This is a genomic window from Colwellia sp. Bg11-28 (assembly GCF_002836245.1).
Classification (GTDB): Bacteria; Pseudomonadota; Gammaproteobacteria; order Enterobacterales; family Alteromonadaceae; genus Colwellia; species Colwellia psychrerythraea_A.
On record NZ_PJBA01000006.1, the window covers coordinates 37,135 to 53,954 of the forward strand.

The 16,820-nt window shown below is 38.0% G+C and carries 15 protein-coding genes; 11 read left to right on the forward strand and 4 right to left on the reverse strand.

What is annotated here, in order from left to right:
• Positions 1-245 precede the first annotated feature (245 nt).
• Positions 246-428, forward strand: a complete 183-nt coding sequence (locus CXF79_RS07155; protein ID WP_011044614.1) for a hypothetical protein — start codon at positions 246-248, stop codon at positions 426-428.
• A gap of 280 nt (positions 429-708) precedes the next feature.
• On the opposite strand, the gene CXF79_RS07160 is transcribed toward CXF79_RS07155, so the two are convergent.
• On the reverse strand, positions 709-2,415 hold the full coding sequence (locus tag CXF79_RS07160; RefSeq protein WP_101154492.1) for a methyl-accepting chemotaxis protein: 1,707 nt from the start codon (positions 2,413-2,415) through the stop codon (positions 709-711).
• Positions 2,416-2,727: 312 nt separating this feature from the next.
• Positions 2,728-3,651 (reverse strand): LysR family transcriptional regulator, encoded by a 924-nt coding sequence (locus CXF79_RS07165; protein WP_011044611.1) that lies wholly within the window; start codon positions 3,649-3,651, stop codon positions 2,728-2,730.
• 90 nt (positions 3,652-3,741) lie between these two features.
• Here CXF79_RS07165 and CXF79_RS07170 point away from each other — a divergent pair, with 90 nt between their 5' ends.
• The 4 genes from CXF79_RS07170 to CXF79_RS07185 all read left to right on the forward strand — a co-directional run bounded on the left by CXF79_RS07170 (position 3,742) and on the right by CXF79_RS07185 (position 8,431).
• A complete protein-coding gene (locus CXF79_RS07170) occupies positions 3,742-5,184 on the forward strand; it encodes an aldehyde dehydrogenase family protein (protein ID WP_101154493.1) in 1,443 nt (480 codons plus the stop codon).
• 14 nt (positions 5,185-5,198) lie between these two features.
• The gene (locus CXF79_RS07175) at positions 5,199-6,197 is read left to right on the forward strand and encodes a dipeptidase (protein ID WP_011044609.1); all 999 of its coding nucleotides are present in this window, start codon (positions 5,199-5,201) and stop codon (positions 6,195-6,197) included.
• A 142-nt stretch (positions 6,198-6,339) separates the two neighbouring features.
• Positions 6,340-7,899, forward strand: coding sequence for a BCCT family transporter (locus CXF79_RS07180; RefSeq protein ID WP_101154494.1), 1,560 nt, complete (start codon positions 6,340-6,342; stop codon positions 7,897-7,899).
• Between the two features lie 154 nt (positions 7,900-8,053).
• Entirely contained in the window at positions 8,054-8,431 is a 378-nt protein-coding gene (locus CXF79_RS07185; RefSeq protein ID WP_011044606.1) for a RidA family protein, read from the forward strand.
• A gap of 333 nt (positions 8,432-8,764) precedes the next feature.
• Here CXF79_RS07185 and CXF79_RS07190 read toward each other — a convergent pair whose 3' ends face one another.
• A complete protein-coding gene (locus tag CXF79_RS07190) occupies positions 8,765-9,490 on the reverse strand; it encodes a sulfite exporter TauE/SafE family protein (protein WP_101154495.1) in 726 nt (241 codons plus the stop codon).
• A gap of 629 nt (positions 9,491-10,119) precedes the next feature.
• On the opposite strand from CXF79_RS07190, the gene CXF79_RS07195 reads away from it, so the two are divergent.
• The 5 genes from CXF79_RS07195 (at position 10,120) to CXF79_RS07215 (ending at position 15,539) form a co-directional block, all read left to right on the forward strand.
• A complete protein-coding gene (locus CXF79_RS07195) occupies positions 10,120-11,346 on the forward strand; it encodes a porin (RefSeq protein ID WP_011044602.1) in 1,227 nt (408 codons plus the stop codon).
• A gap of 516 nt (positions 11,347-11,862) precedes the next feature.
• On the forward strand, positions 11,863-12,873 hold the full coding sequence (gene adhP, locus CXF79_RS07200; protein ID WP_101154496.1) for an alcohol dehydrogenase AdhP: 1,011 nt from the start codon (positions 11,863-11,865) through the stop codon (positions 12,871-12,873).
• Positions 12,874-13,168: 295 nt separating this feature from the next.
• Positions 13,169-13,738 carry an RNA polymerase sigma factor gene (locus CXF79_RS07205; RefSeq protein WP_101154497.1) on the forward strand — a complete coding sequence of 190 codons (570 nt, stop codon included), beginning with the start codon at positions 13,169-13,171 and terminating at the stop codon, positions 13,736-13,738.
• The gene (locus CXF79_RS07210; RefSeq protein ID WP_101154498.1) at positions 13,731-14,441 is read left to right on the forward strand and encodes a hypothetical protein; all 711 of its coding nucleotides are present in this window, start codon (positions 13,731-13,733) and stop codon (positions 14,439-14,441) included. The genes CXF79_RS07205 and CXF79_RS07210 overlap by 8 nt, the downstream gene beginning before the upstream one ends.
• Before the next feature lie 105 nt (positions 14,442-14,546).
• On the forward strand, positions 14,547-15,539 hold the full coding sequence (locus tag CXF79_RS07215; RefSeq protein ID WP_101154499.1) for a hypothetical protein: 993 nt from the start codon (positions 14,547-14,549) through the stop codon (positions 15,537-15,539).
• A gap of 81 nt (positions 15,540-15,620) precedes the next feature.
• On the opposite strand, the gene CXF79_RS07220 is transcribed toward CXF79_RS07215, so the two are convergent.
• A complete protein-coding gene (locus CXF79_RS07220) occupies positions 15,621-15,968 on the reverse strand; it encodes a hypothetical protein (RefSeq protein WP_101154500.1) in 348 nt (115 codons plus the stop codon).
• A gap of 214 nt (positions 15,969-16,182) precedes the next feature.
• Here CXF79_RS07220 and CXF79_RS07225 point away from each other — a divergent pair, with 214 nt between their 5' ends.
• A complete protein-coding gene (locus CXF79_RS07225; protein ID WP_011044596.1) occupies positions 16,183-16,656 on the forward strand; it encodes an FKBP-type peptidyl-prolyl cis-trans isomerase in 474 nt (157 codons plus the stop codon).
• Positions 16,657-16,820: the final 164 nt, after the last annotated feature.

Below are 16,820 nucleotides of genomic sequence, written 5' to 3' on the forward strand. Positions count from 1 at the left end.
ACTTAAAGGTAGTCATATTGTTTGTTTGAAGAATGTTAAGTTTAATGAAAAGGCAATAGCAGGAGTAGTTGGTGAATTGGTGGGCTAAAACTTCAATGAAGCTTTTTAACTTTAAATAGAGGTAATAAGTTTTTTTTATCATTGTATATTATTTATTAATTTTTATTATCGAAAAAGGCTTACTATAATCATTGCATATCCAACAGCGGTAAATTTTTAACCGCATAAATTGATTGAGGTGCACAATGAATTCACTAACCCATGACGAAAGTAATTATTTAAACGCTACAGGATTAGAGCATAAAGAAGTGGCTGTTAGCGAGAATAAACACCCGGCTAATACCAATACACAACAGCATGTAAGTAAGCATGAGCAAACATTTTGTAATGATGTTAGTACGGAAAGTTATGTGCGTGGTTACAATTGATTTAGTCATTATAAGTCAAGTGAGTATTGTGCAGTTAATCAACTTTTGACAAGTTTTTGAAAGGGCCACTACCTAATAGGAAGTTAAAGCCTTAACTAAGCAACGTTATTGGTCTCTGCATAGGTGCTACAGGAAGGTAGGCTATTAGGGATGCAGGATAAGTTATCCTCACTAATGCTTGCAGTAAACCTGTTAACTGTCGCTGAGTGGCAAATAGTTTAACAGACTTGATATGTACAATGAGTTGGCTGTCAATTAAAAAATCAACAGCCCTTAGGTATTATTCTGTTTTAAAACGTTCAATTAATAGCTGCATTTGACTGGTAAGTTGAGTGGTATAGTCACTTTTATTGGCTGTTTCTTGAGAGCCTTTAGCTGTGCGTTCTACATGTTGATTGATGTTATCCACAGTACGACGTATTTCCTCTATGCTGGCATTTAACTCTTCAGTCGCTGCGGCTATTTGGCTATTAATATCGGTAATTTCTCCTACAGATGAGGTGATTTTAGATAAAGAGTGACCCGCTTGACCGGTATTTTCTACACAATCAGTCGTACGATTTTTACTTTGTACCATCACCTTAACTGCATCCTTAGCACCAACTTGTAGTTTCTCAATCATTTGTTGAATTTCAGACGTTGAGTCTTGTGTACGCTGAGCTAAAGTCCGAACCTCATCAGCTACCACAGCAAAACCTCGTCCCTGTTCTCCGGCCCGCGCTGCTTCAATTGCAGCATTTAAGGCCAATAAATTGGTTTGGTCGGCTATGCCACGGATAACATCTAATACCGAGCCGATATTGTTAGTATCTTGTGCAAGTTTATTGATTACTCCTGAAGCATTATCAATATCTACTTCTAATAAGTTGATATTATTATTTGCTTGGTCCACCACTTGTAAACCTTCTTTTGCTGCTTCATCAGAAAGTTTTGCCTGTTCAAGTCCTTGCGATGCATTAACGGCAACTTCCTGCACTGCGGGAATCATTTGCTCTATAGCAATAAGTACCTGCTCAATGCCAACTTTCTGTTCGATAACTGATTGCTCGGTTAAATTTGCTGTGGTATTCAATTGTGCTGATGAGCTAGAAATTTCACCAATTGCGCTACGTAGTTCAATCACGACTGTTTGAATATAGCTGGCAAATAGATTAAAACCTTTGCCTAAAGAAGATAATTCATCCTTGCCGTGTTCATGTAAACGTTGACTTAAATCACCATCGCCGCCGCCAATATTGTTCATGGCATTAATGACATGTTCTAAGGGTTTAAATAGGGTGACTTTCATAAAAAACATTAGAGAAAGTAATATTATGGCGACGATTACTTGCACGATTAAACTATTGCTTAACCAAAAGTTTGCATCTTGTTGTGAACGAAGTAAATCATCTGCGGTGCGTTTATCTAACGCATTAAAAAACGCGTTTACAGGCGTCATTATTTTCTTAACATCTTGCTGATACGCATCACTGAAGACTAAACGTAAAGCAAAGTCATTGATGCTTTCATTAGGGGGTTTTTGGAATGGACCTTGCGCTACTTCTCCGTTTTTAATAGTTTGCATTGCTTGCTCTTCTGTAGCAATCAAGGTGTTAGAGTAACTGTTGGCTTTTTCTAATAAAGTGAACTCGTTCGCTGAGAAATTTAACTCTTTCATGATCTTACTTTGCTTAATGCGCTGATCTGGATATAAATTATTATCAACATTATTAGGACGCTCAACCTCGCCATTACGCCAATTAACAATGAGCCAATAAGCATCCCAATATTTTTGTTCTCCAGTAGCAACAAATAATCGGCAAAGACGGGTTAAGTCTATCGAGCTTTGTCTAAATTCATCGGCGATCAAGTAAGAAAGATAACGCGTATCACTACTTAGGGTTTGATGTTTGTTTTTGTTGGTGGCTATTTTTTGTGAGGTTATTGCGGTAGCGAGTAAAATAATCATTACAATTAATATGGCAGTTAGTCTAACTTTAATAGTCATTTGATAGTCCTTTAAATAATACTATTACTCTTAACAGAAGTACTGCTAAAACTATAATGTAGCAGTAATTTTGAGAGTTGCACGTTTGTAAATGTAAAGTTTAGTGAATTGCTATCTGTTTTAACTAAGAGTTAACTGATTGTTGAGTAAGGTGACTTATCCCAAGTTGAGACTATCTAACATACCGATGAGAGTCAGTAAGGTCAAAAGCTATCCTTGCTTTTGATAGTAACGGGTATGATTGTTTCAGCAGGAGTTATTGTGAAATTTTTCCTTGTAGTAAGTCGCTGTCAGAGTGATCGTTTCCAGCACTTATTCAGGGTTAAGGTCACTAGTCTTTTTTTGGTTAGTATTTTTTAAAATGAAGTTTGCTAAGGCTTCTGCTGCTGGGGATAACGATTTGTTTTTGAGTTGAACTATGCCGATATGACGGACAATTTTAGGCGTTGTCAGTGGGATAAAACGAAGTTTGCTATTATTTTTAGGAAAAGCAAACCAGGGTAACGTGGTGATGCCAAGACCTTCTTCAAGCATAGCGATTAATGACAACATATTAGAAATAAGAAATTGCGAGTCGCTCAATAACGGCTCTGCTTCAGTATCTTCGAGCAAGCGAGAAGTCCCATTTCTGATCAGTCGTTGTTTACGTAATTCTTTCCAATGCAGTTCAGTCATTTCCGCAAAAGGGTGATCTTCACGACAAACCACACCAAGCTGATCTTCCCAAATAGGCGTAAAAGTAATATCGGCATGTTCATGTCCATGAGGCAAACTAGCGATACCAATATCTACTTGTTGTTTTTCAACCTTTCTTAAGACCGCCTCGGAGTTATCATCATAAAAACTGATATGAAGCTCGGGCACATCAGCGATAAATTTTGACAATAATTCGGGCAACATCCTACACGCAATAGAAGGTACTGAGGCGAGGCGTAAATGACCTGTTTTATGCTCACTCATCAAGGCCATATCCTGAGCAACGTTGTCATGGTGGGCAATAAGCTCTTTCGCTTTAGGTAGAAAATATTGACCAAAAGGCGTTAGTTCAGTATTTGAGGTTTTCGCATTGCGCTTTTCAAATAATATCGTACTGAGTTTATTTTCTAGATCTCGAATTGATAAAGATATTGCCGGTTGAGTTCGACAAGCTTTTTCTGCTGCCGTATGAAACCCCTTTAATTCTGCTACCCAGACGAAGTGACGTAACTGGGCTATTTTAAATTCAGGTAGTGCCATAAGGAATCCTTATCAATAGATATTTTTTATTAATTTTTATTATTAAAACATACTGCCTATAATAAATTCAATTATTTTATGGAGGTATTTATGTCTGAATCAATTTTTTTCAATTACATCAATGGTGCATGGGTAGAAGGCGAAAGCTCACTTGCTAACATCAGTCCAGCGGACATCAGTGATGTTATTGGTCACTATGCACAAGCTAACCAAGAACAAGCCGAAGCTGCTTTAGATGCAGCAATAAAAGGCCAACTTGAATGGCAAGAAAGTGGCTTAGAACAACGCTATTCAGTATTGATGGCCATCGGTGATGAGCTGATTGCACGTAAAGATGAATTAGGTAAGTTGTTAGCCCGAGAAGAAGGTAAAACGTTACCTGAAGGCGCTGGCGAGATTTATCGTTCTGGTCAGTTTTTTCATTATTATGCCGCTGAAGTATTGCGTCAAATGGGTGAAACAGCTGATTCAGTTCGCCCAGGTATTGAGATTGAAACCCGCAGAGAGCCAGTTGGCGTTGTCGGTATTATTACACCGTGGAATTTCCCTGTAGCAACCGCTGCTTGGAAAATAGCACCAGCATTGGCCTTTGGTAATTCGGTTGTTTTAAAACCAGCGAATCAAGTGCCAGCGAGTGCTTGGGCATTAACTGAAATCATCTCACGTCAAGGTTTGCCTGCAGGTACGTTTAACCTGGTAATGGGCCCTGGTGCAGAAGTAGGTGATTTGTTAATTAACTCTAAAAAGATTAACGCACTAACTTTTACTGGTTCTTTAGAAACAGGTCGTAAAGTTGCAATAGCAACGGCAACAAACTTAGTAAAATGCCAATTAGAAATGGGCAGCAAAAATGCACTAATCGTACTAGATGACGCTGATTTTGATAACGCTGTTGAGTGTGCTGTTGGCGGTGCTTTCTTTGGTACAGGTCAAAAATGTACTGCTTCATCACGTTTAATCGTGACTGAAGGTATTCATGATCGTTTTGTTGACGCGGTTGTTGCAAGAATGAAGCAACTTGTTGTCGGTCATCCATTACGTGAAGGCGTTCATATTGGCGCGGTAGCAGATGCTCGTCAAATGAAGCAAAACCTTAACTACCTTGAAATAGCCAAAAAAGAAGGTGGCAAGTTAGTCAGTGGCGGTGATGTTATCACTGAAGAAACTGAGGGTTATTACTTAACGCCAGCTTTATTCACTGAAACTACCAATGCCATGACGATTAACCGCGACGAAGCTTTTGCGCCTATCGCTTGTGTGATTAAAGTGAAAGATTACGACGAAGCGTTAGCCACACTGAACGACACCAATTATGGTTTGGTTGGCGGTATTTGTACGCAATCTCTTAAATATGCAACGCATTTCAAACGCAATGCTCAAACAGGTTGTGCAATGGTTAACTTGCCAACAGCAGGTACTGATTATCACGTACCTTTTGGTGGCCGTAAAGATTCTAGTTTTGGCTCACGTGAAATGGGTAGCTACGCAAAAGAATTTTACACTATCGTAAAAACCACTTATATCCGTTCATAAATCGAGTAGTCATTATGCATAACGATCTTATTGTCATTGACGGCCTGCAGTACTCAAATTGGAACCGGGCTATTTTTCAGCAGCTTAAAGAAGGTGGTGTAACTATGGTGCATGTCACCGTTGTTTACCACGAACAAATTAGAGAAACATTATTGCGAATAGGTGAATGGAATCGCCAGTTTGAGATCCATCATGATTTGATCATGCCGGTGAAAAGCGCGGCGGATATTCGTCTTGCCAAACAATTAGGTAAGGTCGGCATCATGTTTGGTGCGCAGAACTGTTCACCCATTGAAGATGATATTGGCATGGTTGAGATCATGCGTGAACTCAACTTGATGATTATGCAGCTTACTTATAACAATCAAAGCTTATTGGCTTGTGGTTGTTATGAAGCAGAAGATAGTGGCGTTACTCGCTTTGGTAAACAAGTAATCAAGGAAATGAACCGTGTTGGTATGGTGGTAGATATGAGCCACAGTGCAGAGCGCAGTACTTTAGAGGCGATAGATATATCAGAGCGTCCTATTGTGATCTCACATGCCAACCCGAACAGTTTTCATGAAGCCAAGCGCAATAAGTCGGACACAGTGCTAAAAGCATTGGGAGAATCAGGTGGGTTATTAGGTTTTAGCCTTTACCCGTTTCATCTTAAAAATGGCCCTGATTGTAGCTTGGATGATTTTTGCGACATGGTGGCTAATACCGCAGATTTAATGGGCATTGATCATATTGGAATCGGTACAGATTTGTGTCAAGAACAACCCTTATCTGTACTTGAATGGATGCGTAATGGACGTTGGTCAAAGGAAATGGATTATGGAGAAGGCTCAAAAGCAAATGCTGATTGGCCTCGTCCGTTATCCTGGTTTCGTGATAGCCGTGACTTTCCAAATATTACAAAAGGTTTACAAAACCGAGGCTTTAGGACGGAAGATATCGCCAAAGTCATGGGCATGAACTGGTTGAACTTACTCGATGAGGGTTTAAAACCACAAGTGTTAAAGCGCTAGTTTGTATTGAGCAATACCAAATAGATTGAATGATTGATCATGTAAAGTTGATCAAAAAAGTTAGTTTGTTTGGTATGAAATCAATATAGGGATAGTGACATATAAATTATAACGATAAGAGATCTATCAGGAGACTATAATAATGAATACTTCTAAAGCTATTGTGGAAGAGAGCGAGGTAAAAATGCCTAAAATCAAATTTCTAGAAGGGGTAGATATACCCGTATTTTTGATCAGCGGTGGCGCGCTTGTGCTGTTTTGTATCCTCGCATTGTACGATATCAAAATGGTGTCAAACTGGGTTAATTCAACCTTTGCAGCATCAACTAAAATTTTTGGCGCATACTGGCAAGTACTTCTGCTCCTGACTTTTGTTATTGGGATCTTTATGGCAGTAAGTCGTACTGGTGGCGTTGTCTTAGGGGGACTAAAGTCGCCTGAGATGTCTACTTTTAAATGGATTTCTATCATCATGTGTACGCTACTTGCAGGTGGCGGTGTCTTTTGGGCTGCAGCTGAGCCAATGGCGCATTTTACTTCACCATCTCCTTATTTTGGTGGGGAAACAGGCACAACAGAAGCGGCTTATAATGCGTTAGCACAAAGCTTTATGCATTGGGGGTTTTTAGCTTGGGCCATTCTGGGTAGTTTGACTGGCGTAGTGCTTATGTATTTGCATTATGAAAAGGGCTTACCGTTAAAACCGCGTACTTTGCTTTATCCTGTTTTTGGTGACAAGGTGATGAAAGGTGCTTTTGGTACTATTGTTGATTCTTGTTGTGTACTCGCTGTAGTGGCAGGTACGGTTGGACCCATTGGTTTCCTTGGTTTACAGGTAAGCTTTGGCTTAGAAAAACTGTTTGGTATCCCTGATACCTACGTAACTCAAGTGTCCATATTAGTTGGTCTTATTTGTATCTACACTCTTTCAGCTGTGAGTGGTGTTACAAAAGGAATTCAACTGTTAAGTAGTATCAATATTGTTTTAGCCATTTTCTTAATGGTATTTATTTTAATATTTGGCCCAACTGCTTTTATCTTTGATAGTTACTTACACTCTTTTGGTCTTTACCTAAATAACTTTATTCCAATGGCGACTTATCGTGCAAATACTGCATGGCTTGACTGGTGGACTGTGTTCTTTTGGGGATGGTTTCTAGGTTACGGTCCGTTAATGGCGATGTTTGTTGCGCGTATCTCTCGCGGTCGTACTATCCGTCAGATGATATTAACTATTTCAGTGGTTGCGCCGGTTATCACCTGTTTTTGGTTCACTATTGTAGGTGGCAGTGGTTTAGCGTTTGAGTTAGCGACACCAGGTGTTATTTCAGAACCTTTCACTGGTTTTAATTTACCAGCAGCATTACTGGCTATTACAGAGCAGTTGCCATTTGGTTGGATAATATCATTCTTGTTCTTGATATTAACGACTATCTTTGTAGCGACAACGGGCGATTCAATGACATTCTCAGTATCTATGGTAATGACTGGTACTGATTCTCCACAGAGTTCTTTACGTGTGTTCTGGGGCGTTATGATGGGGGTTATGGCAGCTTTGCTTATCTCTATTGGCTCAGGTGGTATATCGGCATTGCAATCCTTTATTGTAGTAACGGCAGTACCTGTATCCCTGGTCTTATTACCGTCCTTATGGAATGCACCGCAAATTGCTCGCAAGATGGCTGACGAGCAAGGGTTATAAGTCAAATTAATTAATCATGGTAGGTACCTTAATTTAAGGGGGCTTATCATGATGGTTAATCCCCGCATTATGAAGACAAACGCTTCCTACGCTAATAAGCTATTTATTGTTAAAGCGTTACGTTATCGATTAAATTTAATTACAGAGTAAAATTATGAAAACACCAGTAAAAACAGAACTATTTGCTTCGAAAGCACCGTTAGAATGGGCAATTATTGCTAATAACACTTTATCAACCGCTCAGATCCCAATTAATGCAGAAGGGCAGGTAGTTGAAGGTGGTATTGAAGCGCAAGCACGTCAAACAATGGAAAACTTTAAGCACACTATTGAAGCTGCCAATTTGACTATGGACGATGTGACGCAAGTACTTATTTATGTCACTGCGCGCGACCAATTACCGGTGTTTAACAAAGTGTATGCTGAGTACTTTCAAGCACCATATCCTAACCGAGCCGCAATGATTGTTGCCGGTTTGGCACGTGAAGAAATGTTGTGTGAAGTTGTTGCTTATGCGGCAGTACCACAATAAGTATCTTTAAAAAGTGTGATTAATATTTTGAATCGCACTTAGATTAAAATAAAAAGCCGGCACTTGCCGGCTTTTTTGTTATTAAAATCACAAGACTCAAGGAAGATTTTTCTTAGTGTCGAACTTTTTATATCGCTGTTCTGTTAGGTACAGTTTGGTGCAGTTTAGTTTTTATCAGCTTAGCTCTCTGTGTTTCTCAATTGTTTTTCTTGCTACTGTATTTATCCCCTTTGTGGAAACAGTCTATTCAATTCGCCTTTAATTACTTACTTAATAAAAATATTCTTTAGTCCTCCCTTTATTGAAACCTTCGTAAAACCTTTAGTAAATGCTTCAATAAAAGAAGGCTTTCAGCAAAATAATGCCACAGGACGTCAGCGATAGCGTAGCAATTAATGGCTTTAAATAACGCTGCCCTAAGTACTTATCCAAATAAAATGAAGATGCAAACCCTACAAATAATGCAGGAATCAAAGGCAAGGTCAGTTGCAGTTGAGCATAATTTATATTGCCTGATGCGAGTAACATAGCCAGGGATACCAGTGTTCCAATAAGAAAAAATAGTCCAAGTTCTGCTCTTAGCGTACTGAGTTTACTCTTTTGGTAAACCAACGCAATAGGGGGGCCACCGACTGACGTTGTGGTGCCCATGAGTCCTGAAAAAAAGCCTGCTAACACTAAGTTTCTCGGACAATGGTGGATATCTACACGCCGATAAGTCAGTAGCACTGAGAGTATTATAAGGAGGGAGAAACCGACAGAAAAGAATATTGACGGTAATAAAGCTAATAATACAATTCCCAGTAGTGAACCAGGAATTCGCGCCAAAAGCGCTAGTTTTATATTGCTAAAATGTAATTGCTGCCGATAACGAATGCAATTTAACAGTGATAAAATACAACCTAATGCCAGTATAGGCGCAGGTAAGAATTCAGGATTAATGATGACTAAAATAGGTGAGGCGATAACCGCTAATCCAAAGCCTGACATACTTTGAAGAGCAGAACCTGCTATAACGGCAATTAAAGCTACTACTAATAAGGATGGTTCAATGAGCATGGTGGTATTTTAGAGGGTAAGTATTACTGTTAGGCATGATGCAAGTATAAATCCGATAATAAAGGAAGGTATCAAAGGGACCTTCCAATCAAGAACCCTATGGAAAATCTAGTTAGTATTAATTATTGGATCATCGCAGTCTAATGAAAATATATTACTGGTTGATAAGTATTTTAAATTGTCTAATTAATCCACTAGTAGCTTGCCCAATAATCTGAACTGTGAGTATTTTAAAATTAGTGCTAATAGATCATCTTAAGATCCTGCTACAAATAATTCACGGACGAAGTAGGGGTGCTTTAGCGGATGTTTTTGTTTGAATATAATTTATTTTTCTCATTTTTTAATTACTTATGATGTAATGATTTTGTAACTATATTGTTTAATAACAATGTGTTGATCGGTAGTTGAACGTTTGTTTTTTTTCTTGATATAAGATTCTCTTATTAAGTGATTAAGTTAATTGACTACAATGTTAGTTGATATCTCCTTAGTATTATTTTGGAAGTTAACAAGAACATATTGAAGCAGCTTTAACGCTGTTAAGTATTCTGAATATGTTCTAAGAAATAAAAATATAAAAATAATAATATAAAAACAAATGCAAATTATCTTTTGGAGAATAACAAATGAAAACATCCATCCCATTACTTGGTTTATTGTTAGCAAGCTCAACAACGGCTTGGGCGGCAACAGAAAACACTAAAATTGAGCGACTAGAACAACTTGAGAAACAAGTTGCTGAGCTTAAAAAAGAAGTTAATACCAATACAAAAACTACTACAGATTTAACTCCTAAAATCAAAATTGGCGGTGCTGTGCGTTTTCAGTATAGCTATGAAGACTATGATGATGATAATAAAGATCGTGGTGGAGATTTTGATTTTGACGTCTTTCGTCTAGATGTAAACGGCAGTATTGGTGATGTTAAATTGTCAGCTCAATATCGCTGGTATCAATACATGAATGTAATTCACCACGCCGATGTAGGCTACCAATTCAGTGACAACTGGGAAGGAAAAGTAGGTATTACTCAAGTTCCTTTTGGTAACTTAAACTATAACTCTAACAACTTCTTCTTTAGCTCTGGTTATTATGCCGGTTTAGAAGATGACTATGACGCAGGTTTATCATTTACAGGTAAGTATGACAAACATGATATCCGTGTTGCCTATTTTTTAAATGACGAAAAAGGTGGTGTTGACGGTTATTCAGGTGACAAAACTCACCGCTATTCTTATGATGTAGTTGGTATCCGCGACTTTGCTGCTGGTGAAGGTATTTACAGTGCTCCTGCTCAACAAATGGGTGAGAGTAATACGATAAACTTAAGATATACTTATAATTTCTTCTCTAATACTGAAGTGGGTGTCTCATTATTATCAGGTGATCTTGAAGGTGGCTCAGGTGTTGGCTCTGTGGGCGATCACACTGCATACGCTTTTCATGTAAAAAGCAAAATTGAAAACATCGGTATTATGTTCCAAGCTTCAGAGTATGAATATGACCTAGACAACGGCTCTGATGCTGTTGCTGTAGGCGCTTGGGCATTCTATGACACAATTCCAACGGAAGCTACGGCATATAACCTTAACCTATCTTATAGCCAGTCAGTGTCTCTTGGGCCTATCACTAACCTGACTTACTATAACGATTACAACTTAATAACTGATAAATCAGCCGGATTAGACGATACAACAATGAATGCAACGGGCGTTGCAATTAGTGCTGGTGGCGTCTACGCTTATGTTGACTTTGTTATTGCTAAAAACCAGCCATTTCTCGGTGGTACTTTAGTTGGCAATGCTGATGATTGGAATAAGCGATTGAACATTAATATCGGCTATTACTTCTAAGCCGTTTCTAAGCCTAAACTTGGCACCTTCTATATTAAATAAAGTGCTTGAGGCGATGAAGGAGAAGCAGTATATGCAGCATCTGATAAAGTCGCATTAGGTTACAAACTTAATTTCTAAGACAATGTAATGTCAGTACTTTGCTATAAAAGAACTGACGTTACTATGATGACGACATAAAATACTCTGTTATATATTTAAGCCATGGATGGCGATTCTAAATATACTCTTTATGCTTTCCCCCCTCATTATCTTCTTTATTCAATAACCGATAACTGTCATATAAAAGTAATACTCTCCAGCTAACCTGAACGCTATTAAACAGTTAATTAAGGGACGACGTTATTTCATATATCACTATTCCTTAAACGCCTAAACTAAACCCGTTAGATTTCATTGATAATAGACAGTGCTTTTTCAAGCGCTTTTATTGATCTATATCGTGGTCTTATTAAGCAGAGGTTTTACAATGAATTATACGGTAAACCCCCTCATTACTGAAAAAGGAGTTCAACTATGAAAGCAGCAGTTAATCATCAATTTAAGGGTAAACTTGAAATTGAGCAACTCGATAAGCCAACGATTTCAAGCCATGAAGTATTAGTTAAGATCCATGCCTGTGGCGTTTGCCATACCGACTTGCATGCGTGTCACGGAGACTGGCCGGTAAAACCTAAAATGCCATTAGTGCCGGGCCATGAAGGCGTTGGCGAAATAGTTGAAGTAGGAGATCAGGTCAGTCATTGTAAAGTAGGCGATCGTGTAGGCATTCCTTGGCTTTATAGTGCGTGTGGTCATTGTGATTACTGTTTAACGGGTGATGAAAACTTATGTTTATCGCAACAAAATGCTGGTTATTCAGTGGACGGCAGTTATGCCGAATACTGTAAAGCAGATGGCAATTATGTGGTGAAAATTCCAGATGGTATTAGTTATGTTGATGCCGCCCCCTTATTTTGCGCAGGTGTTACTACGTATAAAGCACTTAAAGTTTCTACCGCAAAACCGGGTGAATGGGTCGCTATTTTTGGTATCGGTGGTTTAGGACATTTAGCGGTACAATATGCCGTTGCCATGGGGTTAAATGTTATTGCGGTTGATACAGGTGAGGCCAAGTTAGACCTTGCTAAAAAATTGGGTGCTTCACTTTGTTTAGACTTTAAACGAGATGATGTTGTTGCTAAGGTCCTCGCTGAAACCGGAGGCGTTCATGCCAGTATTTGCACTGCGGTAAGTAAAAGCGGTTTTGAACAAAGCTATAAAGTTATTCGTCGCGGTGGTAAATGTGTGTTAGTTGGCTTACCCCCTGAAGATATGCCATTACCTATTTTTGATACTGTGCTTAATGGCGTTAGTGTTGTTGGCTCTATTGTTGGCACACGTAAAGATTTGATTGAATGTTTAGACTTTGCTGCCCGCGGAAAAGTAAAAGCTATTACTATTGAAAAGTCCCTTGAAGATATTAATGATATTTTTGAAGAGATGATAAATGGTGAAATTACTGGTCGTGTGGTAATGAAGTTCTAATTTCCAAATGTTATGACTGTCAGTGTTAACAGTGAGTTATAAAGCCCTTTATCGATAATGTCGGTAAAGGGCTTTTTTATGTGCAGATTTTCATGCCACAGTCTTTATAGAGAGGTGTTTGATATCTGCAATAAAATGAACAATATAAAAAGCATGATTAAAAAAACATTAAATTTTTTCAAACTATTTTGCTAACCAACACTACTTTATAGTTGAACCCAAGTAGCAATGAAGCTTATGTTGTTAACAATGGCATAATCAAAATATTACTAATAATTATAAAAAAGGAGCCTTTGTGTTTGAAAGAAGCGATGAAACGCTCATAGCGCAAGCGCTAAAAGGTAAAAAATCTGCATGGTTAACGCTGGTAAAGCGTTATGAGAAAAATCTCTATAACTACGCTTTACGCATGGTGAATAATCCAGCAGATGCCATGGATTTGATGCAAGATATTTTCATCGCATTATTTCGAAATTTATCTAAATTTCGCGGTGAATGTCCTTTTAAGAATTGGCTATTTAAAATTGCTCATTATCGTTGTCTCGAATATTACCGACGAAAACGGCCGATGCAATCACTTGATGATGTGCCAGAGCAAGAGGATGAAGAGTCAGTCTGTCTAGAGAAAAACTTACAAATTCAGCAACAAAGTAGTGCTTTGTTAGAGGCTATGCAGCATTTACCCGTTAAACAGAAATTAGTCGTTGAGTTAAAGTTTTTTCAACAATGCACTTTCGAAGATATTAGCCAGCAGTTAGGTATTTCAACCAATACAGCAAAGTCACAACTGTATAGCGCACTCGACAAATTAAAGCTGCACTTAGTCGATAATCAAATTATCAAGGTAGAGGTGGAGTATGTCTAAGCCAAAATCAACGAATGCTCAAATGAGTGAAGATGAACGAGCATTATTTAGTGAAAGTCTTGCCCATCAAGCAAGTGTTGAAGCTGAGCAAGAAGTGCCTGATTGGCATAGAGCACAAGCATTTGAACAGCATTTTGAGACGGAAAATAACAAGACTAAAGGTCACTCCATTAATTGGGGACTGTGGTTAGGTGTTCCCTCGTTATCAATGGGGTGCTCAGCAGTTGCTATCACCATTGTAATGACCTTTATGCAGGATAAAGGCTTTGATCAACAAGCATTTGATCAGCAAGTAACAGCGATGATTGATCAACAAGTTCAGCAAAAAGTAGCTGCCCAGTTAACCAGCACTTTAGCAAACAAAGACAACAGTGACATCGAAAGATTAGTAAATTTAAAATTACGTGAATTTGCGGCGGAGCAACAAGTTATTTTAGCTAATTACCGTACTGATATTAGCGAGCAGCAACAAAGTAATAACCTTGCTTTGGTCGGTTACGTGATTGGCGCGTCTAGAAAAGAACGTAAAGAAGATATGAGTGACTTCATCAGCTTTTTTAATGCACAGCGACAAGATGAACAATTAGCACAGAAAATTAAATTTAAACAACTTGAACGAGAAATTAGTTTTCAAAATATCAGCCTAGAGCAAAACGGAAAAATAGATAGCAGCACAACTCAACCCGTTAACACTAAAGGTTAGGTATAAAGTCTTGGTTTAGAAAATCATCACCAATTAGAACTAAGTTAGCTTTGGCTAACTCAGGCATATAAACAGATATCAGTACTATCTATAAAGAGGAAATTTATGAAAACATCAGCAACATTTTTACCAACGCCAAATTTTCGAAGCAACGTAGCTAACCTAAAAGCAAAAGTTGCCGTGGTAAGCGCCACATTACTACTCGCGTTTAGCGCTCAAAGCGCAGATAAAAACTATGACCATTTGCACAAGCAACTATCGATTATGAATGACATTATATTGTCATCGGCCAAAGCGACACAAAACTCGCATCAATCATTGATTCGTTCAATTGATAGCGTTTATTTACAAGGGCAAGGGGCTATTTTTACAATCAATTCTGCTCATAGAGGGTCTTCGCATCGTCAGTTTTTTCAAACGGTGGCGCCATTAGAGTCACTAGCACCTTTAGCGGCATTAGAAGCATTAGCACCAGTGAGTGGTGCAGATAGAATTATAATTTCAAATGATGAAGAAATGGTTATTGATTTTGGCGATGTTGATTTTGAAGAGCATGAAGATGAAATCGAACGAGTCATTGAAGTTTTTGAGCAACAACGAGAAGGGGCTAGAGAGATACGTAGTGAGCAACGAGAAATTGCTTACGAAATGCGTGATATTGACCGACAACGTAAAGATATTGAGTATCAATTACAACGTGCTGAGAAAAAGACTCAAAATGAGTTAAAGACTGAACTTAAAAAGCTTGAAGTAAACCGCGTTGCTTTAAATAAAAATAAAATCAAGCTTGAGCAAAAAGTCACTAAATTAAACAAGCAGCGAGAAGCGCAACAAATTTCTCAAACCAAAGCTAGAAAAGAACATTTTTCGGCATTGAATAATGCGCTAGTTGAAACTTTATGTTTATACGGTAATGGCTTACGAGAAGTACCGAGTAAAGAGTACGTTAGTTTCATCATTAAAGGTGCAGGTAAGCAGCAGGACCGAGGTTTCAAAGATCAAATATTGGTGTTTAATAAAAAAGATATTAATGCATGTGCTAACAGTAAGTTGACCGCTAAAAAATTATTAGCCGCAGCAGAGCAATATCAATTTTAATTAAGTTAGCTAACCACTAGTTAACTTTAACGCCATAAATAGCCTAGATAACATCTGCTATTTATGGCTTTTTCTTTACTACTATTTCACCTTCCAGTGGGCAAGTTTTTGATTGATAAAATAAAAGCGTAATGTTTGAGTATAGGTTTTTGTTTCATCATTATTACTATTCGCGGCTAAAAGATATTGCTGCTGGTAAGTAAATTCATAAATCGTATTTTTCATATTGTCTGAAGCGACGACCATCTCGGGAAATTGTTTAGCAACATAATCGATATAGTCACCAATGTGTATATTAGCTAATTCATCTGCGTACTGTTTTTGGATACTGGTTAACTCAACATTAGGGTCATCTATCGTGGGGAAATCAGAGGTGCTGGTACAGCTAACCAGTAGCATTACGGTCAGCGCTATAACTATATACTTCATGTTTTTTAATCCATTAAAATCTTACCTTTAAGCTCATTAATTTAGGCTATCTTGATGTATTAAGCAATCTACTAAGGTTGACCTTAATCAATAGAAAGGCAAACAAGTTAATAAGCTAATTTGAAGCTTTTGAACTAGTAAATTAGTGAAGAATTAAGTAGCATGCATTTTTACATAAGCGACTCTACAAAGGAGTTAATAAAGGTGTTATTAAATGAGTAAATTTATATTATTAGCGATTGTTATTGCTATTGTTGTGTTCAGCTTGATGCGATCAAATAACAACAAAAAAGCGGCCCAATTAAATGCAACTTTAGGCAGTGATTTTCTTGTGTCTAATAAGAGTGAAGAAGGGGTATTAGAAACAGCTTCTGGCTTGCAATACAAAGTGCTAACTGAAGGCAGTGGCACTGAGCACCCAAGTGCTTCTTCAAAAGTTACAGTGCATTATCACGGGACTTTACTCAATGGAAAAGTATTTGATAGCTCGGTAGATAGAGGTGAGCCAATTGGCTTTGGTTTACAGCAAGTCATCAAAGGTTGGACTGAAGGTGTTCAGTTGATGGTTGTTGGTGAAAAAACACGTTTTTATATTCCATCAAATTTAGCTTATGGCGATAGTGCGGCAGGAAAAATAGCGCCAGGTTCATTATTAATTTTTGATGTTGAATTGTTAGCGATAAACTAAGAACTATTGTTTCCGTTCTGTTTTATCACTATTTCAGCGCTCGCGTGATATCAGTGATAAAGATCAAAAAAGTCATTGTTAAATATAGCTTAACAATGACTTTTTTATTACAAAACTTATTTATTCGATATGTTACCTAGACCACATTGGTAACATATCTAACT

Excerpts from the sequence above, each read along its gene's own strand:
- CXF79_RS07185 (WP_011044606.1), top strand. The coding sequence starts at position 8,054 with ATGAAAACACCAGTAAAAACAGAACTATTTGCTTCGAAAGCACCGTTA.
- CXF79_RS07210 (WP_101154498.1), top strand. The coding sequence starts at position 13,731 with ATGTCTAAGCCAAAATCAACGAATGCTCAAATGAGTGAAGATGAACGA.
- CXF79_RS07170 (WP_101154493.1), top strand. The coding sequence starts at position 3,742 with ATGTCTGAATCAATTTTTTTCAATTACATCAATGGTGCATGGGTAGAA.
- CXF79_RS07180 (WP_101154494.1), top strand. The coding sequence starts at position 6,340 with ATGAATACTTCTAAAGCTATTGTGGAAGAGAGCGAGGTAAAAATGCCT.
- CXF79_RS07195 (WP_011044602.1), top strand. The coding sequence starts at position 10,120 with ATGAAAACATCCATCCCATTACTTGGTTTATTGTTAGCAAGCTCAACA.
- adhP (WP_101154496.1), top strand. The coding sequence starts at position 11,863 with ATGAAAGCAGCAGTTAATCATCAATTTAAGGGTAAACTTGAAATTGAG.
- CXF79_RS07175 (WP_011044609.1), top strand. The coding sequence starts at position 5,199 with ATGCATAACGATCTTATTGTCATTGACGGCCTGCAGTACTCAAATTGG.
- CXF79_RS07155 (WP_011044614.1), top strand. The coding sequence starts at position 246 with ATGAATTCACTAACCCATGACGAAAGTAATTATTTAAACGCTACAGGA.
- CXF79_RS07190 (WP_101154495.1), bottom strand. The coding sequence starts at position 9,490 with ATGCTCATTGAACCATCCTTATTAGTAGTAGCTTTAATTGCCGTTATA.
- CXF79_RS07165 (WP_011044611.1), bottom strand. The coding sequence starts at position 3,651 with ATGGCACTACCTGAATTTAAAATAGCCCAGTTACGTCACTTCGTCTGG.
- CXF79_RS07225 (WP_011044596.1), top strand. The coding sequence starts at position 16,183 with ATGAGTAAATTTATATTATTAGCGATTGTTATTGCTATTGTTGTGTTC.
- CXF79_RS07215 (WP_101154499.1), top strand. The coding sequence starts at position 14,547 with ATGAAAACATCAGCAACATTTTTACCAACGCCAAATTTTCGAAGCAAC.
- CXF79_RS07220 (WP_101154500.1), bottom strand. The coding sequence starts at position 15,968 with ATGAAGTATATAGTTATAGCGCTGACCGTAATGCTACTGGTTAGCTGT.
- CXF79_RS07160 (WP_101154492.1), bottom strand. The coding sequence starts at position 2,415 with ATGACTATTAAAGTTAGACTAACTGCCATATTAATTGTAATGATTATT.